This window comes from Shewanella sp. AC91-MNA-CIBAN-0169 (genome assembly GCF_040310165.1).
GTDB lineage: Bacteria > Pseudomonadota > Gammaproteobacteria > Enterobacterales > Shewanellaceae > Shewanella.
The window spans coordinates 127,375-152,682 of sequence record NZ_JBEOPM010000006.1; the positions used below are offsets into that span (position 1 = coordinate 127,375).

Here is a 25,308-nt window from a genome sequence, read left to right on the forward strand (position 1 = left end):
AAATATTATTAAGCTGACTATTTAGTATCAATATACTAAAAGCTCATCTAGTATTTGAATTTATTATCTTTACCGGTTTAGGTGCTCAAACCATGAAACAAGTTGATTTCAGAAATATCGATAAACTTTTCATCAAAATGTCCATTAACGATAAGTTCTGGGCTATTTTCGGACTGTTCCTGATTATTTTATCTAGTGTATCGATTAGTAGTTACGTTAATAAAATTGAAAATATAGAACAGCAATCATTACTGGTTTTAGAGCAAAAAACAGCAGCTATGGTTCAAGCACTTGATGCCACGAGCCAACTAGAACAAGCTTCAACATTAGATTTACAAGTCTCAGGACGTTCACAAACAAGTTCACGCCAACGAGATACTATTACTGCCGTTTATGCATTAGATGACCAATATTATACCCTGAGCGAATCGGTTTCTGGACAAGAAGCCAGCGCAAAACAAGCTGCTTTGATATCACTGTTAATGTCATTTTTATGGGTATTGCCTTTTGTAGTAGTGATTTATTGGACGGCCACGTTCCTTGGCGGTGCACTTTGGGTGTTATGGGATACCACGGAAAAAATTGCTAAAGGTGATTTAACCTCTCGTTTAGGCTTCCATCCTGGTCGTGATGAATTTGGCACCATTGGTTGCGCACTTGATAAAGCCATGGACACATTAACCGATCTCGTTGTCGCGGTGAAGAAAAGTGCCGATACATTGCAAACAACCTCGAGCTCATTCGCCAATGAAGCAGTACAAAGCGCTGAACAAATTGATTTACAATATGCTTCACTTGACTCGGTTGCTACCGCGATGGAAGAAATGACGGCATCAGCTGCTGAAGTCTCTAATATCGCTCGAAATTCAACTCAACGTGTTGAACAAGATTCAGAGTATACGCGTCAGAGTTATGACCGAGCTAAGCGTGCGATTAATGAAATTAAGCAGTTATCGACCTACATTGAACAAACATCAAACTCAGTCAATACCCTAAAAATTAACGCGACCAATATTAATGAAGTCATCACCACCATTAATGCTATTTCAGATCAAACCAACTTACTGGCATTAAACGCAGCAATTGAAGCGGCACGTGCAGGTGAAATGGGCCGTGGTTTTGCGGTGGTTGCCGACGAAGTAAGAACCCTTGCGGGTCGTACTCAAGCTGCGACGGTTGAAATTCATAAAATGATTGAATTACTGCAAAGTGAAACACTCAATATTGACAGCATTACTCAAGATACTGTCAAACAAGCACAAACCAGTAGCGATCTAATTACTAATATTGGAACCGATATTAATGCCATTTCTGAATCTGCGAATTCAATTATGGACATGAGTTTCCAAATTTCTACATCGTCAGAAGAACAAAGTGCAGTGGCCAATGACATTGCAAAAGAGCTGACGGACATAAGACAGAAATCAAATATTATTAGAGGCTTATCGCAACAGTCTTCAAGTGGTGTTAAAGATCTAGCAAAAGCATCAGCTGATTTGGGTAAAATTCTTAGTCGATACCGTACTAATTAATCTCAGCTCAGATTATAACTTATTAGTTTGTATGTTTATTTGATTATAAGCGCTAAATGAAAAGCCGATATCGATGATATCGGCTTTTTTATGTTTAATAAGCAGTAGCTTAACTCACGGTTAATTCAACTTAATATTACTGTAATGACGTCAGTCTATGACCTAAAGCGCTTGTACTGTCTGGAGTCAGCACAAAAGTATAATTACTGTCGCCATCAAAGCTGATTGAATCAGACTGATAAACTAAGGTTTGCGTGCCATTATCGGCTTCGTAAACAATGTTAATTTCATAATCATCTTCAGGCAATGTCAGGCTGAGTTTTTCGACAAAATCTAAATCCGTTAAGGTATATTCGGCGGTTTCAATGGTTTCTGAAGCGCGGACAAAATACACGGTTAGGTCATCATAATCGTAAGCTAAATTCACCACATCGACTTTATATTCAAAAGCTCGAGGTCGTAAGTCTTGCTCGATCACCATACCTTTAACAGAACTGTCTTCTTGCTGATAAATCAGTAAAGACTTCACTTCATCTTGGTTAAACGTTACCAACAAGTTATCGAACAACTTGGCTTTACTGGTCGCATCTTTAGTGGTGATACCATAATCATTAAACGATGTTGATTGGTAATCCGTTACTGTGAAGGGTGAAATACCATACAAGTATTGTGTTTCTTGCTTACTGGCAATATCAACATCAATGCTTTGCGTTTCTAAACCATTAAACACCCGGTAATCGGCAGTTGCCTCTAACGCGGCGTAAGTGACAGGCGTTGTGGTTGAGTCAATACTGTCGATAGTGACGTTAATATCACCTGCACCAAAACTGTTACGAATAATCAGTTTATAGGCGGTTTCGGAGGTTAAACTCATGCTACCTGTGGTGTAGAGCACATTTTTAGTGCCGGTTTCGGTCAGATAGACAATATAATCATCAGTATCGAATATCTGTTCGCTGGTGTAACTGCTATACGGCACATTACCCAGCATCACCGCTTGGTCAATGGTTTGGGTATCAAGTGAAATATAGGTATCAAAAGTACCTTCATCAGTCGCTACGTTAGCCACTAGCACTTCCATTTTGCTGTAGTCATTATCATCGTCGGCATTTAACTCGTCCATTTCATCGCGTGAATAGTTAATATCCAATAGTTCTGGATCGTGATAATCACCATAAAGTACAAACAAATGGTTCGAGTCGCTCGCTAAATCAACAGTATCGCTGTAAACGGTTACCGTTTCACTATCTTCGTCTTGACCATAAATTTCCAGTTCAGTGCTCCCTGTACTATAAGCATAGCGCGGCATTGCATCAGCAAAATCAACCGCCGTATATGAATAGTCATCCAGTACTAACGAAGTCGATGTGCTATTAGGTGATGCATTATAAAACTGTACATAAGCGACATCATCACTGCTTTCTTCACTGTCTGAGCCACACCCTAGTAACAAGGCTCCCATTGCAGACACCATCATCAATCGACTTATTTTTTTGTTAAACATATTTACTCCATTAACCATCTAGTTACATTTGCAAGAGTTATGACAACCCTTGCCTGTAAACGACTGTCAAGAAAGGTAAAGTAAAGATATAAAGCGTAAAGAGCCAAATTAAAGTTAAAAAAAAGCCTCTTTATCAATTAGATAAGAGGCTTTAATTCTTTTTGCATTTAAACCATAAATGCATTTTTCAGCAAAAGGAGTTAATTACCCGCGATTTTCATCTCGCTCAGTAAAATACCGCCGGTGCGGATTGATGAACGTAAATCGCGATCTTTACCTACGCCTTGTATTCCCATAAACATGTCTTTTAAATTACCCGCGATAGTAATTTCTTCTACTGGATACAACACTTCGCCATTTTCAACATAAAAACCTGCCGCGCCACGTGAATAATCACCAGTAACGCCATTAACGCCTTGGCCCATCACTTCCGTAACAATTAAGCCGGTATTCATGGCTTTAACCAAGTCATCAAAGGTTTGATTTGAATGGCTTAGGGTCCAGTTATAAATACCACCAGCATGGCCTGTATTGGTCATCGATAATTTACGCGCCGAATAACTGGTTAGTAAGTAAGTTTCTAGTTGGCCACGATCAATAATACGACGGTCTTGGGTTGCCACGCCTTCACTGTCGTAGTTAGCACTGGCCAGTGCGCCAATTAAATGCGGTTGTTCTTCAATACTAAACCAGTCTGGGAATATTTGAGTATTCAGAGCTTCCATTAAGAAGCTTGACTTACGGTAAATACTACTGCCACTAATCGCGCCAATTAAATGTCCCATTAAGCCTGTGGCAAGTTCAGGAGCAAATAACACTGGCATTTTCGCCGTGGCTATTTTACGGGCATCCAAACGGCTTAAGGTTTTGTTTGCCGCTTGCAAACCAACCGCTTCAGGTGACAGTAAATCATGATATTTACGGGCAACCGTATAGTCGTAGTCGCGCTGCATATTGCCATCAGACTCTTGGCCTATTACAACACAACTTAAACTGTAGCGAGAGCTGCAATAGCCGTTAAGAAACCCATGACTGTTACCATAAACCCTAGCGGCAGTATGAGCATTGGCACTCGCGCCGTCTGAGTTACGTATACGGCTATCAACCGATAAACTGGCTTCTTCTGCCCGAATGGCCAACTGTGCGAGCTCTTCAGCATCGATATCTTGTGGATGATATAACTCCAAATCGCGAATATCTTGCGCCATCAAAGCGGGATCAGCCAAGCCACTAAAAGGATCTTCTGAGGTATATTTTGCAATGCCATCGGCCGCTTTTACCGCTTGGCGAATTGCTTCAGGGCTTAAGTCTGAGGTCGATGAACTGCCTTTGCGACCATCACGGTAAATGGTAATGCCCAACGCACCGTCTTTATTAAACTCAACGGTTTCAACTTCTTTTTCACGGGTTGAAACCGACAAACCTTGCTGCTTGCTGATAGCCACTTCAGCGGCCGAAGTGCCTAACTCTTTCGCATATTCTAATGCGACAGATACCGCGTCTTTTAACGCCGATAATTCAGAATCAATTCTAGGTGTTGGTTCAGTTGCGCTATGCGCTGAAGAAGGATGAGAAGCCACAAATTTACTCTTTGATTAGTCTAATTGACGCTAGCATATCAAATTCAATTGGCGATTGATAACCGCGCATTTATATCGCAGTTGATCATCAATAAATTCTGCATATTCTAGGCCAAATAAATGCTATCATTAATGCATATTGACTTGAGGTTTATGACTATGAAAATTGTTGGCGATTCTGAGCTATTTCAGCAGCCCTATGATAATGATGACAACTATGTCAGCAGAACAGGCGTTAAAAAAGAAAGTGAGGATGCTCAAGCACTTGGCATGCGTTTAGTGGCCCTGAGCAAAACTCAATTAGACAAAATGGGTTTAGATGAATTTCTATATGATGCGATTCTAAAAACAAAACTGATTAAACAAAAAACTGAAGCCTATCGCCGCCATTTACAATACATTGGTAAATTAATGCGTGGCTTTGAGCATGAACCTATTGAAGCAGCACTGGATAAAGTGTTGAACAAAAACAATAATGAAGCCGCTCAAATACAGATTTTTGAAAAAATGCGTGAACGTTTATTAGCGAATGGCGACGATGAAGTCCAAGTATTACTGGATTTACACCCACAACTTGATCGTCAAAAAATGCGTCAACTGATCCGCCAAGCGAATAAAGAACTGGCTAAAAACCCAGAATCAAAATCGTCTAAAGAGCTATATAAGTATTTAAGATCTGAAATAAAAGACTAGGGTCCATCTCAAAAATAGTCTGTTTAATAGAATAAGGATGTTGCTAATGCGGCTAAAAATGATGACTCGCACACTATTGTTATTACTAACTTCAGTGCTGTTATTTACCGGTTGTAACGGTGCCGCGGACGGCACCGATACTGACACACTGAGTGGTAATTATAGTATTGCCGTCAGCTATCAAAATATTGTCAATGGCCAATGTGATGCGAATACTGACTCACTGATTTTTGATCTTGATGGTAGCTTTTGTGCCATTGCACATCTCAAAATTGGTAGTACTAACGTTAGTGGAGCGCTCATTACTTTTAGCACCACCAATGCAACAATATCACCTACCACGGTGTTAACCTTATCTTCTGGTCTTGCGACAACTCTGGTCACATCAAGTAGTACCGACGCTGGCACGCTTAGCGCAACTTACTCTCCAAGTGATGCAGATGCTGTTAGTGCGACTCGCAATTATCAATTTAAAGAATATGACACCAGTATCTCTGTCGAAGCGATTAAATTAACCGCTTCGATAAGTGATGCTACCGGCCCTATTACCCGCTTTAATATTGATCAAACAGTTCAGCTCAATGCCTTGCTTACTGACAGTAATAATCAAGCTATTGCTAACCAAATTGTGACATTCAATGCCGGTAGCGCTACGTTAGCGCCAGCAACTGCACTGACAAAATCCTCAGGTATTGCTACGCTAAACTACACACCGTCCGAGGCAGAGTTAGGTGCGAGCCTGTTAACTGCTACCACCGAATATCAAGGTAGTACTCTTACCAGCAGCAGCGCTTTTGAAGTGTTAGCGTCTGACGATATTGCCACGAATGGTAATGTTAAGATGGGCTCGTATAATGCTAATGGTGAGTTTGTTGAAAGTGAATTAGCGACAACGCTAGTCGCAACAACTGATGGTAGTTATAGCATTAGTGCCGGTGGCACCTTTGGGATTAGCGCTACGTTAGTTACCGAAAACACCGATGGCACATTTACACGCTTACAAAGCCCAACCAGCATCAGCTTTAGTTCTGACTGTTCTACCAATGACAACGCCACACTTGATTCACCTGTTACTAGCTTATCAGGTTCTGCCAGCTCAACCTTTTCAGATGTCAGCTGCAGTGGCAACAGCGAACGTAATGACATCATCATCGCGACAGCAACGGTTAATGGCGCTAGTTTAAATGCAAGTTTGCCTTTTACCTTAGCCCGTCAAACATTATCTAATGTGAGCTTTGTGTCAGCTGATCCAAGCCAAATTCGTATCAAAGGTTCTGGTGGTACCGGTTCAACAGAATCATCGTTAGTGACCTTTTTAGTCACCAGTGCTAATGGCCAGCCGGCAGCACAACAAACGGTTAATTTCAGCTTAGACACCAGTGTTGGCGGTCTGCGGTTTGCTAATGGTGAAGTGACCGACAGCAGTATTACCAATTCCCAGGGATTAGTCAGTGTGCGAGTGCAAGCTGGCACCATTCCAACCCCGGTAAGAGTGGTGGCATCAACCACAGACGCCGACACTAACCAAACCATTACCAGCCAATCAGAACAGCTGACCGTCAATACCGGCTTGCCACAACAGCTTGGTTTTAGTATTTCAAGATCAAATGGCAACCCTGAAGCGGGCGACTACAACGGCGAACAAGTTACCATTACAGCTTATGCCTCTGACAGTTTTGCAAACCCTGCACCAGACGACACTACCATCAACTTTACCGCTGAAGGTGGTCAAATTGAACCATCGTGTTCCATAGAAAACGGAAAATGTTCCGTCATTTGGACATCGGCATCACCACGGGTAAGTGACCATCGTGTAACGATTATGGCTTATGCGCTAGGACACGAAACCTTCTTCGATACCAATGGCAACAATGTATTTGACGATGCTGATGGTGGCGTGGTTAACGGCTGCTTAAGCGGCACAACGTCAGTAGCATGCAGTGGCAACGGCATGGATGTAGAAACTTACCATGACGGTGGTTTTGTTGACTTGCCAGACGCCTTTAGAGATGACAACGAATCTCGCACCCATGATTCAGCTGAACCGTACTTTAATATTCAAGCGAGCAACACATACCAATTAGCTGACGGTCAATTTAACGGCCCACAATGCCAAGGTGCATTATGTGATAGCACGGCTATGAGTACTTATATCCGTAAAGCATTAGTATTAACAATGTCAGGCTCTGAAGCTAATTTTGTCGTTAGCCAAGATGGCAGCGTGATTAATGATTACGACACTGATGTTCAACCTATTGCACTAGATGAAACGGCAAAGTTTGATGTGGTAATCACTGATAGCGCCAATCAAATATTACCTTCAGGTACAACCTTAACCGTTACTAACACCGAAGGTGAATTGCAGTTATCTGGCTATACCGTACCTAACAAGAGTTCAGCAGGAGGAACATCAACCTCATTTACCTTGAAAAATAATGGTACACCAGGCGCAAGCCAAGTCACACTGACAGCAACTACGCCTAAAGGTGTGGTAACTAAATTGATATTTGATGTGACCTTGTCATAAGCTCAATATTCTCACTCCTATAATATATATCGATCCTTCAAGCCTGCTACTTCAGCAGGCTTTTTTATACTTGGCATTCACAAATATGTTGGTACAATAAGACGTGCAATACGGTATTTAATTGATATGCTGTTGAAATAAAAACTATTTTTTCTAGCTGACGTTATGTTCGCGCCTTAAATAGTGCTCAACATTATGCGTTTCGATACCATCAATAGCATCTGTAAACAGGGCTAGTTTACTATTACGAGGGACCGATTTACGACTCTCGACGCATACTAAGGAATAATAATGCGCAAAATTTCTCTACTTCTTACTATAACTGCAGGTGTACTACTCACCGCTTGTGCCGCTAAACCACCAATCGTGGCTCAAAACAAAACGGTTGTCGTCAATGACCAAACTTTCGTGCTTGGCGGATCGTATGATAAAGCAAATAATAAACTGCTATTGACCGCTAATGGTGACCCGATCATGCAGGGTCGATTCCCGCCAATGACGCCTACCCAAAATCTTAATGCAAACTTTAAAGATATGAAATTTAAAGGTGATTGTTACTTTGGTTCGGTACTCGGAGATCAAGGTGGAAGCTTTGGTATTGTTGCTAGCATTGTTCAATCAGCAAAATCGAGCACTGCAGATAAATGCGACATTTTTATCGATGGCACCAAGCAAGAAACACTGTACTTCTAATTAGACATATTAATTAAGCGCTAGCCCTGCTTACCTACCTATCTATTAATCCATTTCGTTATCTCAGTTGAGATAACGTAACATCAGTTAGCACCAAATTGGTGCGAACAAGGTTTATTCAGCACCAGAGCAACTCAATCAATTTTTATAAAATTAGTTAACACTATGTTTAAATTAGATTTTAACTACTGGTCTAATCCTTGCTTTCTCTTCAAGAATAGCTCCTAGTCTCACTAAACTATTACTCAGTAGTCGACCCGCATGCATTACAGATGTCATCATAATTGATTATCATCGAGGGGAAGTGAGTTGATAAACTGTCCTTGTTGAGAATTGAATGATCCCTTTACACACCTCCATGCGCGGCCTACGTTGTTTTTGCGTCGCTGCTGAATGCTTAAGTTTTAAAGAAACCGCTAAAAGATTGTATCTAACCCCTTCGGCGGTAAGTCATCAGATTAAACAGTTAGAAGAATCACTAAACCAGAGCTTGTTTATTCGTCAAACCCGCGCGGTGACATTGACCGAAGTGGGCGCACGCTTTTACCAGGCCATCGAGCCGGTCATGCAGCAATTAGTCAACACAGTCAGTGAATTTAACCAGTCAGACAGAATGCTCGAAGTCAGTATTTCAATGCCAGAATTCTTTGCCAGTGAACTGTTTATGCCTAAACTCATTGGTTGGTCATCTAAATATCCCACCATCAATCTTAAGCTCGAAACCATTAAGTCGCGTAGCGATACAATTAAGCACACTGATGTATCCATTATGCTCTCTGGTAAACAACAAACGAATGCCGATGTGTATGATTTATTTCCAATCACTTATATCCCTGCGTGTAATGCACAACTGCATGCTGAATTGTCTTCACAAGGTTTTAAAGCATTAACTAAGGTGCCATTAATATTGCATAAAGCTCGACCTTACGCTTGGCATCAATGGGCCGAAAATGTTGGCTTTGATGCATTTCAGCCTAAGCAGATAATTCAACTAGACAGTATGTTCAGTGTCGCCCGCGCTGCAGAACAAGGATTAGGCATTGCACTCATTCCATTACCCATCAGCCAAGCATGGTTCGATAATGGCACCCTTCTACCATTATTTCCTCATCCACTTTTTAGCCATGATCGCTATTATTTGATCCGCCACACCAATGAACAACATCGACCAGAAGTGCAATTACTGATCGATTGGATCCTCAAAAGTTTCCATGATGAAAGTCATTAATAATTAGATTGATAATGAATTTATTACACTGTTTATTATCGTTTCAATAGCTGTTCAGCGTATTGCCGAACGTCGTCTGGCACCATATCTTCTGTGAAGGAACAAATATCCGACCGAAGAAAATCCAACATTAATGTGCCACGATATTGAGCAGAATCGTTCCAAGCTTCATGTTCAGCAGTATCATCAAATATTAAACATTTACCTTCTTCCCAATAACGGGTTTCGCTGGCAACACGAAGCCTGCAGTCAGGTGGCACCACTAATCCAAGATGTAAACGATATACATTATTGGCCCAACCGACATGTGGTGTTATATGCGTATGGGGGGCTAGTAGCGAAAAACCAGCGAGAGAAATGCCGCCGATGTTTTCAACGAGTTTCGCTGTTTGAGGACATTTAACGCATGCACCTTCAACACGATTCCCAAGCGCATACAAGCCGAAGACACTCCAGCCTTGACCATGCATTTGTTGTTGAACCCATGGGTCAAACGAGTCATTTGGTAGTGCGAGAAATTCATCTCGAATTATTTCCCAATTAGCTTCAAGCTCTTTCACAAAAGAAAATTTAGAGGCTTCAATAAACATAATCATTAATCCTAAATATACTATTAGCATTATCAGCCACATTTTGGGCTAAAAATCAGTGATCATTGCCAATAGTTTCTGGCCGTCTTTAATTAAGTATCAATTATAATCCTACATGCCCTATCTTATTGATGTAAAGACATTAAAATCTTAAGCAGTGCAGACGCAGACAGTATAAATAGACTTTGAATCATATCAATATGGCTTACACACTATCAGTATTAAATCCCTTGATACCGTTGAAGACTGTTTATAAAAGAATGTGTAAGTCGTTAAGGTTTCAGGTTCAATGAAAATTGTGGAGGTTAAAGAAAATCGTTGGATGACCATGTCATGAAACACATCGACGTTAATTGCCGCGGCCATTAATTAAACAAAACTATCACACCTCCCCATAAGTGAATTTTTTTAACCCATTAATGCGTTTTTTATCGTTTGTCGACGCTAGTCGTTTTGACTAAAGTTCACCTGTAGCGCGGCGCTACACAAACGTTTAAAGGAGCTACATCATGAAAAAGAGCATCGTTAATGGCCTAATTTGTGCCACATTAGTACTGACAGCATCGACAAGCGTAATGGCTGATGAGCAAGGTCAACAGATCAAAAGTAATGCCTACAAAATGGTATTAGTGGAAGATGTGCCTGGTGTTAACGCATTGCAGTCTGGTGATGTTGAAGCAGGCTTAACCGCTACTTTGTCTGCAAGTAAGTTCGCCGTGGATGACTATTCTCGCAACGTGAACTTATGCGCTGGATATGTGCAATTAGCTGATATGGAAAAAGCCCAAAAAGCCTGTAGTGCAGCCGTGAAAAGTGCTCGTACCCAAGTGGCGATTCCATCAATGACGGTTCGGGCTTATGCCTATAATAATCGTGGTGTAATGAAATTACTGAATAATGACAATTTAGGCGCATTAGCTGATTTTAAATATGCTGCAAAAGTCGATCACAGCGAGATATACCAACATAACGTTAAACGTTTAGAGGCAGCTTTAAACAATGCCCAAAACGGAATGATGTAATTGGACTCTGACCAAGAAACCGTCACGGTTGCCCTTTATCAGTCAACAATAAACCCCATAAAACAAATGAAATAGACAGGTCTATCGAGAAGATAACTGTCTATTTTTTTTACTCAGTGACAAACCTAGCTATAACCTTATTTCGATATGATAGAACCTGGCTAACTTCTATGGGTGATTTATGATGCAACATCAACATTTTTCTGTTTCCGCCCAATGGCGACTATGGCCATCGTGACGAATACTGCAAACAAGCCCCACAATTGTAACCATTTAGGCATTACCGCCGACCAACCAGCTCCTAATTGATTTAACTCGAGCATCCCCATAATCGCTGGAACAGCTGGAATAACTTGAGATGCTAATACCAATGGTTCTGGAATTAATGCAATCGGCCACACAAACCCTGACACAAATAAAATCGGCATCGACACCAGTAAATACAATTGGGTAGGTAATTCTCGACGATTAAATAAACTGCTAAGATAAATACCTAACGATCCCGTGGCTAATAGAAAGGGCAACATAAATAGCCCAACTTCAATCACCGTAGCCACCACGCTTACTTTGTACCAATAAAAACAAAAACCTAAATAGAAACTACTAAATAGCGCGTAAATCATCATAAACACACTTAACCGTGCAAGCACCAAGGTTACTGGACGTACTTGCTGCCAATAACCGGGTTTGCGCCATTGGCCTGCGCCCAAAATACCGGTGCCAATTAATAAGGTTTGATGCAGAATTAATAAAAATAATCCCGGCACCACATACGGTGTGTAACCTAAACTGGGGTTAAACGCTGGAACTGAATTAATATTAATAGAATTAACAGCTTGCTGGGCAAGTTGGGGGTTTTGGCCCCGAGCCAATAAACCAATTAACTGCACTTGTTTACTGGCATCTATACCGGCTGACACTAAGCCTTCTACTACGGCTGAATAAATCAGAAAGTAACTCGCATCGCCGCCGTAACTTAATGTTGCACCCTTGCCTAACAACAAATCGCGTCTAAAGTTAGCCGGAATAACCAGTAAGCCGTGAGCTTTACCTTGATCGATCCACATTTGTGCTTGCTCAATACTGCTTACCTTAGCGAGTATTTTTATCTTAGCACTGGCATCTGCGTGGCGAGTCACCAACCTACTGAGTGACGAATTATCGTGATCTACCACCACGACCTTTTGCTCTGTCGGCACCTGATTCAAATACGGTAACGGATACAGAACCGAGTAAAATAACACTCCACCAAATAGCGTCATCACAATCGCTTTGTCAGCCAATATAGCTTTGCATTCTGCTACGATTAATTGCCAGAAGTTCATCGGTTGACCTCCAGAGTAACCGGGTGACTAACATGACCCTGTGGCGGTATTTTCTGCGCGTGGCGGCCCAGCACATAAAGCAAAGGCAATAACAGTAAAAAGCCCCAATAAGAACTGATTTGACTCAATACTTGCGGCAAGCCAACACCATAACTGACGACGCTGATATGAGAGTCTATATAGTGACTCGATGGCATCACCAACCGCCACCATTTAGCCAATAAGGGCATATCGTTTACGGGAAAGGTTATTCCCATAAATGCAAATGCTGGAGCAAATAATGCGGTACAGAAACTGACCGTGCGAGCACTGTCACGCATAATCATAAAAATAACCAACACTAACAACCACAATGCCATGAGCATGAATGCCTGTGCCAATAGCAATAACCATAGCGAACCCGACACGGGCAAAGCTAAATAGTGGTATAACCACACTAAAATAAAGCCACTATGAACGAGCATGATCGGACTATAAAATAACACTTTAACCCACACTTTTGGCCAAATGTTTCGGGCTAAATAATAGCGTTCACCTTGAGGAATAAGCTCCGCATTAACACTATTAACAAATACCAACATCGACAGTAATTGCCATAATGCAATTAATATAGGCGGGACTAAAAAACCAACATAGTTATTATTTCGGTTAAATAACGCCGTCGTTTGGTTACTAATAGGCGTTAAACTCACATCAACGGTGGCTTTATTTGCGCCTTTAAGTAATAGGCTCTCCTCGCCAATATGCGTTAACCCCTCAGCAAGGCTGAGTTGTAACTGGCTGGATAATAACTTACCTACTAACAAAAATTGGCTGTTATAGCGAATATCAATAGTGGGTTGTTTTGATGTGAGTAAATCTTTTCTGAGCTGGTAAGGTAAAATAACTAGCCCGTATACTTGCGCTTGACGCATAGCTTCAATCGCCGCAGCTTCATTGGCAAATGAACGTGGTGCAATCACGGCATTGGCCGATAATTGCCTTGTTAGCATGCGGCTAATTTGGCTGTTATCTAAGTCAACCACGGCAACGGGGAGCTGCCTTGGCAACCCCGCACTAAATAACCACCAAAGTGCGATCACGCTAATTAGCGGAATATAGCTCACCAAGGCAAGTTGCCATGGTGAATTCCACAACGCTTTACATTCTCGCCTGAATAAATGCCTCATCAGCAAGCCTTATTAATGTTCGGCAAGCTTGTCGGCACGAAACAATACCGACATACCAACTCGTAAATCGACAATCTTTTGCTTAGGTGTCAGTTCAACTTCAAAGGTACGCATATCAAAGTCATGGCCGCTCTCTGTCGAGCGCCAAGTGGCAAAATTACCCATAACACTAACGTGCGAAACGGTAAATTCGACTTGCTGCTGTAGTGCTGGAATATCTAACATGACGGTTTGATCTTGTTTAAATAGCTTCAATAAATCTTCTCGAACTTGTAATACGGCCCACGCATCACTCATATCAATAATGCTTACCACCGGAAAACCACTCGGCGCAAGCTCACCTGCTTGTAATAATACTTCACTCACCTCCGCTTTTTTAGGTGAGCGCATTTGGCTGTCGGCTAAAATGGCATTGACCTCGTTAACCGCACCTTCTGCCATACGAGTTTTTCCTGCGGCTGCGGCTTTAGTTTCAACCCGCGCGCCTTCATTTGCCATTTGATACATAGCGTAAGCTGCTTGCTCGGTATATTTTGCCGCTTGCCATTGGGTATAAGCTTCATCGCGCTTTTGCCGTGCGACAACACCTTCATCAAATAAGTTTTCAATTCGTTGGTAAGTTTTTAGGCTAAGTTCGGTTGCAGCCTTGGCTTTTAACCACTGTTCTTTAGCTGCGGTAACTTGTTGCTGCCTTGCGCCATTTTTAGCTTGTTGCTGCATAGCCGTTGCCGCTTCAAGGCCGCCTTGAGCCTGCAGTAACTTAGCATCTAATTCTGGGCTGCTGATGGCAAACAAAATATCATTCACATTGACTTGGTCGCCTTTGCGAACCAAAACTTGCTCAACTCGGCCAGGAACTTTAGATGAAATATTATATTCACGAGCTTCTATTTGCCCTTGCAACACTGTCGGTTGAGGCGTAAAAGCTAGCATTACACCGTACCCTAACAATAATATAACTAGCACGAATGCGACCACTGCAATAATCTTGTTAGCCCGCATAAGCAGCCCCTTGAAGTTGAGTTCGGTTAATAAATTCATCTACTTGACCACTAATGGCCATCACTTTGGCATAGGCTTGCATATAACGATATTTTGCACCTAATTGCTGAGTTTTCACTGCAGTTAAGCTCAACTCGGCATCGATTCGGTCAATTGAAGTGGATAAGCCTTGGTTAAAGGACAACTCTCGCAATCGTAAATTCTCGGTCGCCAATGCTAATGACACATCCAGCGCATCCGCTTCTTCTTTAGCTTGCAGCATTTGCCGATAACTCTGATCAATCAACAAACTTAAATCTTGTTTGGTTTGTGCTTTGGTGTAACGCGCTTGCAGTAAAGCACTTTTCGCCGCGAGCACTTTTCCACTGCGACCATCACGGCTAATAAGCGGTATGCTCATACCAACACCCACCATCCAGTCCGGCTCTACTTGAGAAAATAAGCTGTCATCTTCATACAAGGTGTAGTTGCCGTATAAATACACCGTGGGGTAGTAACTGCCCTTTTCTAAGTCGACTAAACCATTGGCTTGAGCTTCTTTAGCTTCGAGTAGTTTTAACGCCGGATGCTGAGTTAATGTCAGCTGGCTAAGACGGGGCAATGAAGGTTGTTGTTCGAGTAAAAACAGTGCCGAAATAGGATCGACCGACGGTATATGTAACATCCTTGCTAGCGCAATTTCAGTCATTTCGTATTGACGCTTGGTTTTGCCCCAGTTGACTTTGGCATTTTCTAATGCGACCTGGGCATTTAAGCGTTCAACTTTGGCTATTTGGCCTTGTTGTTCTAATTTTTGGGCATGACTCACATGCAAAGTCAACGAGTCCACCAGCTGCTTTTGGGTATCTACTAAGGTTTTTGTCACCGATACTGCGTAGTAGCGATCAACTAACTGAAGAAATAACTCACGCTGAGCTAGGGCAAACTCTTGTTCTCTCTCTGAGACTTGGGCAGCATGTATTCCTTGGGCTGCAGTAATTTTACCACCGGTATAAATGGGCCACATGGCTTGTAAACTGGCACGAAATACATCTTGTTCGGTAAAAGGAGTGACAAAGAGAGAGCCTGGGATTTCAGCTAATGCACTACTAAGAGCTGCTGGTAATGTACTTGTGTCGAGAGTCGCTAATGGATTTAAGTCACGTAAATCAAGTTCGATAGGTTTTTCGAGGCGAGTATAGCTGCCAGCAATATTAAGCGATGGGTAATTTAACGCATCACCGGCATCCTCTTCCGCTTTGGCGCGGTTGACTAGCTGAGCTTTAGCTTGAAGCTGATCACTCACTTGCGCCAATTGCTGCCAAGCATGACTAAAGGTAACGGGTTCAGCAAAAACACTAAGATGGACAAATAAAACACTGAAACACAGAGTAAAGTTCACTCGTCTGCGACAATATGTACTGATATGACGTTGTGCAACCATAAACACCTCTAGAGTTAATACTCTAATTCCTTGATGAATTATAACGTAATTCCGTTATTATCACAGCCACTAGATCATAACGTGCATATTCACTCACATAAGATAGTGATCACAGTGTAGATCACCATAACTCACTGAGCATAAACACTCAGTGAGTGACCAACACAGTAAAAGTTAGTGTTAAGCGGTGCCACCAACCGTTAGGCGATCAATTTTTAGAGTAGGCTGACCCACACCAACGGGCACGCTTTGTCCGTCTTTACCGCACACGCCAACACCTTTATCTAAGGCTAAGTCATTACCTACCATTGAAATGAGTCCCATAGCTTCAGGGCCATTACCAATTAAGGTCGCGCCTTTAATCGCCTGAGTCACTTCACCGTCTTCAATCAAATAGGCTTCAGAAGCCGAGAACACAAACTTACCTGAAGTAATGTCGACCTGTCCGCCACCAAAGTTAGGCGCGTAAATGCCTTTTTTAACCGACTTAATAATGTCGGCTGGATTTGACTCACCTGCATTCATATAGGTATTGGTCATGCGCGGCATAGGTAAATGCGCATAAGATTCACGGCGACCGTTACCTGTAGGCTCTTGCCCCATTAAGCGGGCATTTAACTTGTCTTGCATGTAACCTTTTAAAATACCGTTCTCAATTAAGGTGGTTTTTTGGCTTGGCACGCCTTCATCATCGATGCTTAATGAACCGCGACGATTTTCTAAGGTGCCGTCATCCACGATGGTCACTAAGGTAGACGCCACCTGCTGGCCCATTTTACCGCTAAATGCACTGCTGCCTTTACGGTTAAAGTCGCCTTCTAAGCCATGGCCAACTGCCTCATGCAATAAAACACCAGGCCAACCATTACCTAACACCACGGTCATTTCACCGGCAGGTGCATCAATAGCGTGTACATTAACTTGAGCTTGGCGTACCGCTTCGCGGGCAAACTCAAAACTCTGCGGTAAGCCAGCTTCATCGGTGGCTAAAAAGGCGCTGTAATCGTGACGACCACCGCCACCAGCACTGCCACGTTCGCGCTTACCTTTGTCTTCTAAGATAACACTACAGTTAAAGCGCACTAATGGACGAATATCTGCTGCTAATGTGCCGTCACTGGCGGCTATCAATATTTCTTCATGTACGCCCGATAAACTTACGACGACTTGAATAATACGGCTGTCGAGGCTACGAATATAAGCATCGGCTTGCTTTAATAAATCGATTTTCTTCACTTCGTCCATAGCAGCTATTGGGTCAGCACTGTCATACAATTTATGGGCTGTTTGGCGCTTAAAAGCTTGTACTTTATGTTGCTCACCAGCACTGGCAATTCCGCGGGCAGCTTTTGCTGCTGCATCTAAAGCTGCTGGGGTGATTTCGTCAGCATAAGCAAAACCGGTTTTTTCGCCGGTAATAGCGCGCACACCTACTCCACGTTCAATGTGAAAGCTGCCTTCTTTTACAATGCCATCTTCTAATACCCAAGACTCATGACGACAAGCTTGGAAATACAGGTCTGAAAAATCGATATTGTGTTGATGAATGGTATTTAAGTAACCTTGCAGTCCATCTAAGGTTAATCCATCTTGCAATAAACTCTGCTCTACTTGGGTTAAAAATGGCATTAAAACTCTCTTTTTTAATTGGTAACGCGTACTGCGAATTTGGTTTCTGTCAGGCTCGTTCAGTGTTATTTAAACCAGTATTATTTAAGCCAGTGTTATTTCAACCAGTGTTATTTCAACTGCGGTTCTATAAATCGATTATGGCCTATCACTGGCATTTGTTGACGAATACGTCGTAGTTCCGTTAAATCGACTTTAGCTTGTACCCAGCCGCATTCAGTGGCTTGCTCTGCAATCACTCGGCCCCATGGGTCGACGATCATACTGTGACCCCATGTTTCTCGACTGCCCTGGTTATGTTGTCCCCATTGGCCCGCCCCCAACAAATAACATTGAGTTTCAATAGCTCGGGCTTGTAATAACACCTGCCAATGCGCTTCACCAGTGACTTTGGTAAAAGCAGAAGGTAACGCAATATAGTCTGCACCCGCTAAACGCAACGCTCGAAACATATCGCCAAAACGGATATCGTAACAAACGGCTAAGCCGACTTTGCCAAAAGGGGTGTCTATGACACAAATGCTATCTCCGGGATGAAAGGTATCACTTTCACGATAAGTCTTGGTGCCATCTGCCACCTCAACATCGAATAAATGCAGTTTATCGTAATGACCTAGGGTGACGCCATGATCATCAAAAAAATAACAGCGGCTAAAGACTCTACCATCATCTGCACGCATGGGAATGGTGCCGGCAATAAAATACACTTGGTATTGTTTTGCCATTGCAGCTAATGCATCTTTAAGCTCACTTTGATGCTCGTTGCCAGCATGTTCAAGTTGCTGGCTTTCATGGCCACCAAACAATAAACAACACTCGGGCAACACCACTAATTGCGCTTCATCGGCCTCGCGGGGTAAGTCTTTAAGCTGCGAGTCGACAAACGCGAGATTGGCTTTGACATCGCGACTGCTTTGACATTGTAATAAGCTGATTTGCATTTCTCACTCCTGGTAGCATAACGACGTTAGTTGCTGGCTCGGCTAAAGTTTTGCGCATTCGATCAACTTCAGTGTCAGTCGCTGACGGTTGATTTACATCAGATAAATTATCGATACCAGGCATAAGTTGCGTGGATGGCGAACTTCTTGGTAGCGATTTATCTTCCGCTTCACGAGCGTTATCGCCACGCTGAACATCTGCCTCAACGTTATTTTCTGCTTTACTGTCTATGTTAGCTTTAGTTTCTACGTTAGCTGTAGTATTTAAGTTAGCTTTGGCTTTAGCTCCAATAGTCGTCTCTACACTGGTCTCGTCCGCTTGCGGTAAAATTGCTTTAGGTATTTCGATTTCTTTACTCTTACGCTCAAGCTCTTCTAGCTGCGGGTTGTCCATGGTACCGGTGACTCGGAAACGAATTTCAGAGATAACTTCAATAACTGGTTCTAACACTTTCGTTAGGGCAAACGCGCCTAAACCTAGGGTCCATGCACTCGTACTCAATAACACCACGGTTGGCACACTTGACGCAAGTTGCGGCACAAAACGAATGTCATAATTTAAGCTTTGGGTGGTTAAGTCGGTGTAGCCTCTTACTCGCATATTACCAGCAATAGCATCCATTTCAGAATCAGTGGTTTTAACCACCCCATTATCAATCGTCAAGTTACCGTTAAATGTATTGAAATATAAACCTTCGCCAAACACGTCCGAAAAATCTAACGATAATTTGCGCAACAACGAATCTAAACTAAATAACGAAAACACTCGGGCACCTTTATCACTAATTTCCGATAAATGACCTTTGCCCAAATCAAACTTAAGTTGGCCGTTTAAGGTGTCGAGGGCGAAGTGATAAGGTGCGCCTTGCCAAGATAACTGACCAGAGAGGTCCAGCGGTGCATCTTGCAATCCCGGGTTTATTTTTAACATCGTCGATAAGTCATCAAACTTGTCAGCCTGTAAATTAACCTCAAACAGGGTTTTATCGATACCATTTTCAACAGACCATAAACCGTTGGCCTGTAATGCTACCGTCGGTTTTGTGATGGAAACAGTTTGAAATTGGTAGCCTTGTTTATGTGGCAAGCCTTGCAGCACTAAGTGACCTAGTGATAAATCATTAACGCTAAAGTCATCCACATCTACGGCTAAAGTAGGCAGATGTTCTAGCATCGAAGTTGGTGCTAACGCAACGGTTTCAGTGTCACTCACGACTGGGGATAAATGCAGCTTTTTCGCAACCACTTTGATACCTTGATCGCGCCAGTTAGGATAAAAATCAATACGCCCTTCAAACTGTTGTGAATCAGCATCAACACGCCACACATGTTCAGTAGGTTGAGCATCAAAATGCAGTTTATCAAATGATTGTCCCAATACATTTAATTGAGCGATGTTGGCATGAATACCGACTAATTTAGGGAATGCGGGGGCTGTAGCGTCAATCGATGAGGTGGTATTTTGTTGTGCCGCAGCGCCAGGTAGCTCTGCAGCCGTTAAGATACGGTCGCGTACCGATGAGGTGATCACTTCAGGTTCTGCGGTGGCACTAAAGCGATTGATAAGCGGGAGCCACTGCGCTAAGTCGACTTTTGGCAAGTCTAAATGTAGATGTCCTTGTTGCTTATTTAAGTTATCACCTAGTCTAAAGTGGCGACCAATCATGACATCATAATAGGCAAGCTGACTGCCACTATCAGCATTAAATCCACCCCAAAACTCCAGATCATTACCCAACTTAATACTCAATGATGATTGTTTGTTATCGCCAATAAGATCCGCACTTAGCTTTCTGGGCTCGTCTGCAGATTTTTGATAAGGCATCGGTAAATCCAATGACGTACCGATAAGATCGGAATTAGCAGAGACTTGTAAGCTGTAACCACTGGGGTCAAAAATCATGGTTAGCCCGCCGTTCCAGTCTAGCAGCCCATGGTACGTTTCCGTCATTGGGTTATGTAAACTGGCAGGCAGAGCATCAAGATCCCATTTGCCACGCATATCGACATTCAATGCTAAATTGCTGTTGTGTTTACCGGTCTTTACGCTAAACGTTAACGGCTGTTGAAATAATCTGGCCTTAATATTCTTACCTTCAATCAATTGATTTACAAAGCTCACTTGCCCTGACACAGCCTGTAAATCTAAACCAGGCGAGTTAATAAACACTGGGTTATTATCAAGTGTGACTTGGCCTTTAATCAATTGTTCACCCCCTTTATATAAGGGAATGGAAAGATCTAATGTGGTATTAATATTTCGCTGAATTTGCACCACATCTAACGTTGCCCCAACAGAACCCCGCAATGAAGAGGCATTAATCACTTTGGTGGCGGCTTGTGCATCGGTGGTGATATCTGCTTCTACTCTTAATAAAGATTCTTTACCAAGATGTGGAATAGAAACTCGCGCACCGTCCACCACCACGTTATCGAGTTTGCCCTGATCAATATGCAAATCCATCATGTCATTTTCAAATAATGCGGAAAGCGTGAGTGAGCTAACGGCAGGCCAATTTGGTTGGAATTTAAAGACGCCGCTATCAAGGATAAAGCCAGCTTGAAATACGCCACTGCTATCTTGATAAGGATAATCGCCTAATGCACCATGCCAAACGACTTGTGCATCGTTTATATTCCCAGCCACTAAACCGTCATTCAGGTAGTTGATTAAATTGGGGCTCATCGCCATTAATGGAAAATACCGCCCAAGATGAGAGACATCATTAATAGTGACATGAGCAGCTAAACCCATATGTGTCTGCTGGGAAAACTCAAGATTCAAACCTGCTTTCAGGGCAATATCATCATTAATAAATTCAATATTAGGTACTGTTAAGCGTTGCTCGCCGAGATTATAACGCCCCATAATTGGGCTGCCGCGCAGCACAATTGGTTGACCAAAATCACCGCTAAAATCGAGCGTATACTCCTGCTCTGGCAAGGCAAACTCGAGTTGATTATTGGCCCAGGTTAATTGAGCATCAATAGGGCTAATACCAGGCACTGACAGATAAGGTTGCCACTGTAATTGCTGTAACTCGACCTTGGCGATAAAGGGTTTGTCGTCTGGTTTATACAGCCTAATCGGCCCAATTAGCCCTTGAGGGTTGAGTTGTTGCCAAATATTCACTTGCTGCTTACCCAAATCGGGCACTAGCGGCAACATTGGGGTTAAGTTCGCTGGAATAATCTGGTTAGCGTAACCAAAAAAGTCACCCTCGCGAGTGCCAATTGCCAACGTTAATGATGGCCAAGTTTGATCATTGGTCGATAAATCTAAATCGTGGCTGTCTATTTTCCAACCATCGGGTTGTAGAGTCCATTGCAATGAACCTGAGTTAATTGCAAATTTTTGCTGGGTGTCTGCATCGTGCCATTGTAACCAGCTGGGTTTAAAAACCAATATGCCATCACGAATTTGACGATGAGAAAATGTCATCCACGCATCGAGGTTTATCACGCCTTGAAATTCAATATTATCAGTGTTTGTTTGAGCGGTATGCTGCCTTGACGCCCATTCACCTAGGTCTAATGAGTCTGCGGTAACATAAAGCTGGCCTGCTACAGTATCGGGTTGATAACCATCCCCAGTAAGGTCAATGCGTAATGTTAATTGCTCTTGCTCCGACTTAAGCTGATCAACGTGGATAATACCTTGCGCTTGGTGACGATTAGCCGTGTTTTGCCATAGCAGATTATCGATAAAAATCGGCTGATAAGCATGTTGTTTACTCACCAGTTGTAAGGACGCGTCGGTAATTGAAAAATGTCCCAGCTGTTCTAATAACAGACCATATAACCAATCAAGATTAGCTTTATCGCCCACTGTAGCCTGGTCATCACTAGCCGCTAACTCATCAAGATTTAACGCGACTTTAACGCCATCAAATACTACCGTTTCAATCTGTGGGCTCAAGGTGAAAAGCGATTGCCAAAAATCGAGTTTGATATGCACATTTTCGCTGATAACGGTAATCGGTAAGTTATCTTGTGGCGGTAAGACTAAATTATTCACGGTAAGTGCTGGCCCAAAAGCTTGCCATTCTGCACTCAGTTTATCCATCTGCACATGCAGTTGGTATTCACTTTCAAGATAATGGATTAACTCAGTACGGACTTCAGGAATATGGGGCAATAAACCACGAATAAGGCTCACAACCAGTGCAAAAAGCACCAGCGCGATAGCCAAAATTTGCCAACATAATCTGTTGATAGTTACTGCCTGAGTTGTCGACACTACATCATCACCACATCATATTTACTTTGAATGTATAACGGTTCATTTTGCAAACGAATACGCTTACCAATGTAGACTTCTAATTCTGCCAGCAAATGCGATTCATCACCACTAAAGCTCATATACACCGCCGGCGAGCAATACAGTAAAAACTCATCGGCTTTGTATGCTCGGTCTAAACGGATAATCTCTCGAAAAATTTCATAAGACACGGTTTCAATCGTTTTCATGGTGCCGGTGCCTTTACAGGAAGGGCATTCACCACACACCACATGCTCTAAACTTTCGCGAGTACGTTTACGGGTCATTTCCACTAAACCTAAGCCCGAAAAACCACTGACACTGGTTTTAACGCGATCTAACGCCAATGCTGCATTTAAGCTTTCTAGCACCCGCGCTTGGTGTTCCTTACTTAACATATCGATAAAGTCGATAATGATAATCCCACCCAAATTGCGTAACCGTAGTTGCCTTGCAATTGCTTGAGTGGCTTCGAGATTAGTATTGAAAATGGTTTCTTCTAAGTTGCGATGGCCAACAAATGCGCCGGTATTAATGTCGACGGTAGTCATGGCTTCAGTTTGGTCAATGATTAAATAACCACCAGACTTAAGTTCAACTTTACGGCCCAAAGCCCGTTGAACTTCGTTTTCAACATCATACAATTCAAAGATAGGTGCAGGGCCAGCATAATGCTCAATTTTATCCGCAATTTCAGGCATAAACTCTTGCACGAACTGTTGCAGCTCTGCATAAGTTCGACGCGAATCGACTTGAATATGGTCAAGTTCGGTTCCGACAAAATCACGAATGATCCGCACTGGTAAGGCTAAGTCTTGATACAGTAAAGTGACGCCTTTACGCTTACGACGCTCGCTGACTTTAGCCCACACCCGGCGTAAAAAGGCTGCATCTTGAGCAAGCTCATCTTCACCCACATTTTCAGCCGCGGTACGAATAATAAAGCCGCCATCATCATCAACATAAGGAAGAGTAATATTTTTAAGGCGTTGACGTTCGTCTTCAAGCTCAATACGTTGCGATACGCCAACATGACTAGAACCAGGCATAAAGACTAAATAACGTGAGGGTAAGGTAATGTCAGTCGTAAGGCGGGCGCCTTTGGTACCGAGTGGGTCTTTGACCACTTGCACCATAATGTCTTGCCCTTGACGCACGAGCTCAGCAATATCACGCACCACAAAGTTGCCTTTTTCGACATCGGCAACACATTCGGTATGAGGAACAATATCTGAGGCATGTAAGAAAGCAGCTTTATCTAAGCCAATATCAACAAACGCGGCTTGCATACCTGGGAGGACACGGCTGATTTTACCTTTGTAAATATTGCCGACCAAACCTCGCTTCATGCGACGTTCAATATGCACCTCTTGTAAAACACCATGCTCGACTAATGCAACACGCGCTTCTGTTGGCGTGACATTGATAAGTAATTCTGTGCCTTTTTTACGTTGTGCTTTTATGTTCATAAGCCACCAGTATTCGGGTCATGCTCCAATCGTAATATTGACAGCAGTTGTACCACCGTAGATGACCGATTAAAGCAAAGGTTAAGTTTGCTGCATCATGCAGGCTAATAATTCACGTGTTTCGACTAACGGCAAACCAACCACTGCAGAGTAACTGCCAGTAATCGATTTAACAAAACAACCACCCAGAGCTTGTATACCGTAAGCACCGGCTTTGTCCATCGGTTCACCTGAGGCAACATAAGCATCTATGTCTGCTGCAGACAATTCACAAAAGCTCACTTGGGTACGGCATAGTCGGTTAAAGGTGTGTTCACCGTCTGTTAACGCTACCGCGGTCATCACTTCGTGAGTTTGACCGGATAATAATGCCAGCATACGTTTGGCATCATTTAAATCTGTTGGTTTACCTAATATCAGGCCATTTAACACCACTATCGTATCTGAACCCAGAACTTGAGGCTTAACCACATGACCGCTAAGCACTAGGCCCGCTTGAGCTTTTTCAAGTGCGAGACGACAGACATATTGTTCTGCCGTTTCAGTCAACAAAGGTGTTTCATCAATGTTGGGTGCGACAAGCTGAAACGAAAAATCGAGATGACTAAATCCCGCTTGCTCCAATAATTCTTTTCTTCTTGGTGATGTTGAAGCCAGTATCCATGCCATCGGTTATTTACCTTAAGTAGTTTACATTAATACCGTATTCACGTTAGTGCG

18 protein-coding genes are annotated in these 25,308 nt (G+C 42.7%); 6 read left to right on the top strand and 12 right to left on the bottom strand.

The annotated features are described in order from the left end of the window. Positions 1–92 precede the first annotated feature (92 nt). Positions 93–1,532, top strand: a complete 1,440-nt coding sequence (locus AAEY98_RS07760; protein ID WP_351016151.1) for a methyl-accepting chemotaxis protein — start codon at positions 93–95, stop codon at positions 1,530–1,532. 136 nt (positions 1,533–1,668) lie between these two features. On the opposite strand, the gene AAEY98_RS07765 is transcribed toward AAEY98_RS07760, so the two are convergent. Both AAEY98_RS07765 and pmbA read right to left on the bottom strand, forming a co-directional pair. Beyond that, on the bottom strand, positions 1,669–3,036 hold the full coding sequence (locus AAEY98_RS07765) for a DUF4397 domain-containing protein (protein ID WP_162024049.1): 1,368 nt from the start codon (positions 3,034–3,036) through the stop codon (positions 1,669–1,671). 200 nt (positions 3,037–3,236) lie between these two features. Further along, positions 3,237–4,616, bottom strand: a complete 1,380-nt coding sequence (gene pmbA / locus AAEY98_RS07770) for a metalloprotease PmbA (protein WP_351016154.1) — start codon at positions 4,614–4,616, stop codon at positions 3,237–3,239. Positions 4,617–4,775: 159 nt separating this feature from the next. Here pmbA and yjgA point away from each other — a divergent pair, with 159 nt between their 5' ends. From yjgA to AAEY98_RS07790, 4 genes are all read left to right on the top strand, one after another. Further along, positions 4,776–5,309, top strand: a complete 534-nt coding sequence (gene yjgA, locus AAEY98_RS07775; protein WP_101087732.1) for a ribosome biogenesis factor YjgA — start codon at positions 4,776–4,778, stop codon at positions 5,307–5,309. A 46-nt stretch (positions 5,310–5,355) separates the two neighbouring features. Beyond that, positions 5,356–7,836 (top strand): Ig-like domain-containing protein, encoded by a 2,481-nt coding sequence (locus AAEY98_RS07780; RefSeq protein ID WP_351016157.1) that lies wholly within the window; start codon positions 5,356–5,358, stop codon positions 7,834–7,836. Positions 7,837–8,127: 291 nt separating this feature from the next. Beyond that, positions 8,128–8,529: a YajG family lipoprotein gene (locus tag AAEY98_RS07785; protein WP_101087673.1), complete on the top strand. Its 402-nt coding sequence runs from the start codon at positions 8,128–8,130 to the stop codon at positions 8,527–8,529. A 337-nt stretch (positions 8,530–8,866) separates the two neighbouring features. Beyond that, entirely contained in the window at positions 8,867–9,757 is an 891-nt protein-coding gene (locus AAEY98_RS07790) for a LysR family transcriptional regulator (RefSeq protein ID WP_351016160.1), read from the top strand. A gap of 35 nt (positions 9,758–9,792) precedes the next feature. On the opposite strand, the gene AAEY98_RS07795 is transcribed toward AAEY98_RS07790, so the two are convergent. Further along, entirely contained in the window at positions 9,793–10,347 is a 555-nt protein-coding gene (locus tag AAEY98_RS07795) for an aspartyl/asparaginyl beta-hydroxylase domain-containing protein (RefSeq protein ID WP_182744123.1), read from the bottom strand. A 509-nt stretch (positions 10,348–10,856) separates the two neighbouring features. Here AAEY98_RS07795 and AAEY98_RS07800 point away from each other — a divergent pair. Next, positions 10,857–11,369, top strand: coding sequence for a tetratricopeptide repeat protein (locus AAEY98_RS07800; RefSeq protein WP_101087675.1), 513 nt, complete (start codon positions 10,857–10,859; stop codon positions 11,367–11,369). Positions 11,370–11,548: 179 nt separating this feature from the next. Here AAEY98_RS07800 and AAEY98_RS07805 read toward each other — a convergent pair whose 3' ends face one another. From AAEY98_RS07805 to AAEY98_RS07845, 9 genes are all read right to left on the bottom strand, one after another. Continuing rightward, complete coding sequence (locus AAEY98_RS07805) at positions 11,549–12,694, bottom strand: ABC transporter permease (protein ID WP_182744114.1); 1,146 nt, start codon at positions 12,692–12,694, stop codon at positions 11,549–11,551. After that, entirely contained in the window at positions 12,691–13,863 is a 1,173-nt protein-coding gene (locus AAEY98_RS07810) for an ABC transporter permease (RefSeq protein ID WP_351016163.1), read from the bottom strand. The genes AAEY98_RS07805 and AAEY98_RS07810 overlap by 4 nt, the downstream gene beginning before the upstream one ends. Positions 13,864–13,875: 12 nt before the next feature. Beyond that, positions 13,876–14,865, bottom strand: a complete 990-nt coding sequence (locus AAEY98_RS07815; RefSeq protein ID WP_101087678.1) for an HlyD family secretion protein — start codon at positions 14,863–14,865, stop codon at positions 13,876–13,878. After that, on the bottom strand, positions 14,855–16,288 hold the full coding sequence (locus AAEY98_RS07820; protein WP_101087679.1) for a TolC family protein: 1,434 nt from the start codon (positions 16,286–16,288) through the stop codon (positions 14,855–14,857). The genes AAEY98_RS07815 and AAEY98_RS07820 overlap by 11 nt, the downstream gene beginning before the upstream one ends. A gap of 180 nt (positions 16,289–16,468) precedes the next feature. After that, on the bottom strand, positions 16,469–17,917 hold the full coding sequence (gene tldD, locus AAEY98_RS07825; protein ID WP_101087680.1) for a metalloprotease TldD: 1,449 nt from the start codon (positions 17,915–17,917) through the stop codon (positions 16,469–16,471). A gap of 110 nt (positions 17,918–18,027) precedes the next feature. Further along, positions 18,028–18,858 carry a carbon-nitrogen hydrolase family protein gene (locus AAEY98_RS07830; protein ID WP_101087681.1) on the bottom strand — a complete coding sequence of 277 codons (831 nt, stop codon included), beginning with the start codon at positions 18,856–18,858 and terminating at the stop codon, positions 18,028–18,030. Continuing rightward, positions 18,782–23,098: a YhdP family protein gene (locus AAEY98_RS07835; RefSeq protein WP_351016166.1), complete on the bottom strand. Its 4,317-nt coding sequence runs from the start codon at positions 23,096–23,098 to the stop codon at positions 18,782–18,784. The genes AAEY98_RS07830 and AAEY98_RS07835 overlap by 77 nt, the downstream gene beginning before the upstream one ends. Beyond that, positions 23,098–24,588: a ribonuclease G gene (gene rng, locus AAEY98_RS07840; protein ID WP_059747760.1), complete on the bottom strand. Its 1,491-nt coding sequence runs from the start codon at positions 24,586–24,588 to the stop codon at positions 23,098–23,100. Before rng ends, AAEY98_RS07835 begins: the two co-directional genes overlap by 1 nt. Before the next feature lie 81 nt (positions 24,589–24,669). Next, positions 24,670–25,257 carry a Maf family protein gene (locus tag AAEY98_RS07845; RefSeq protein WP_351016169.1) on the bottom strand — a complete coding sequence of 196 codons (588 nt, stop codon included), beginning with the start codon at positions 25,255–25,257 and terminating at the stop codon, positions 24,670–24,672. Between the last annotated feature and the right edge of the window lie 51 nt (positions 25,258–25,308).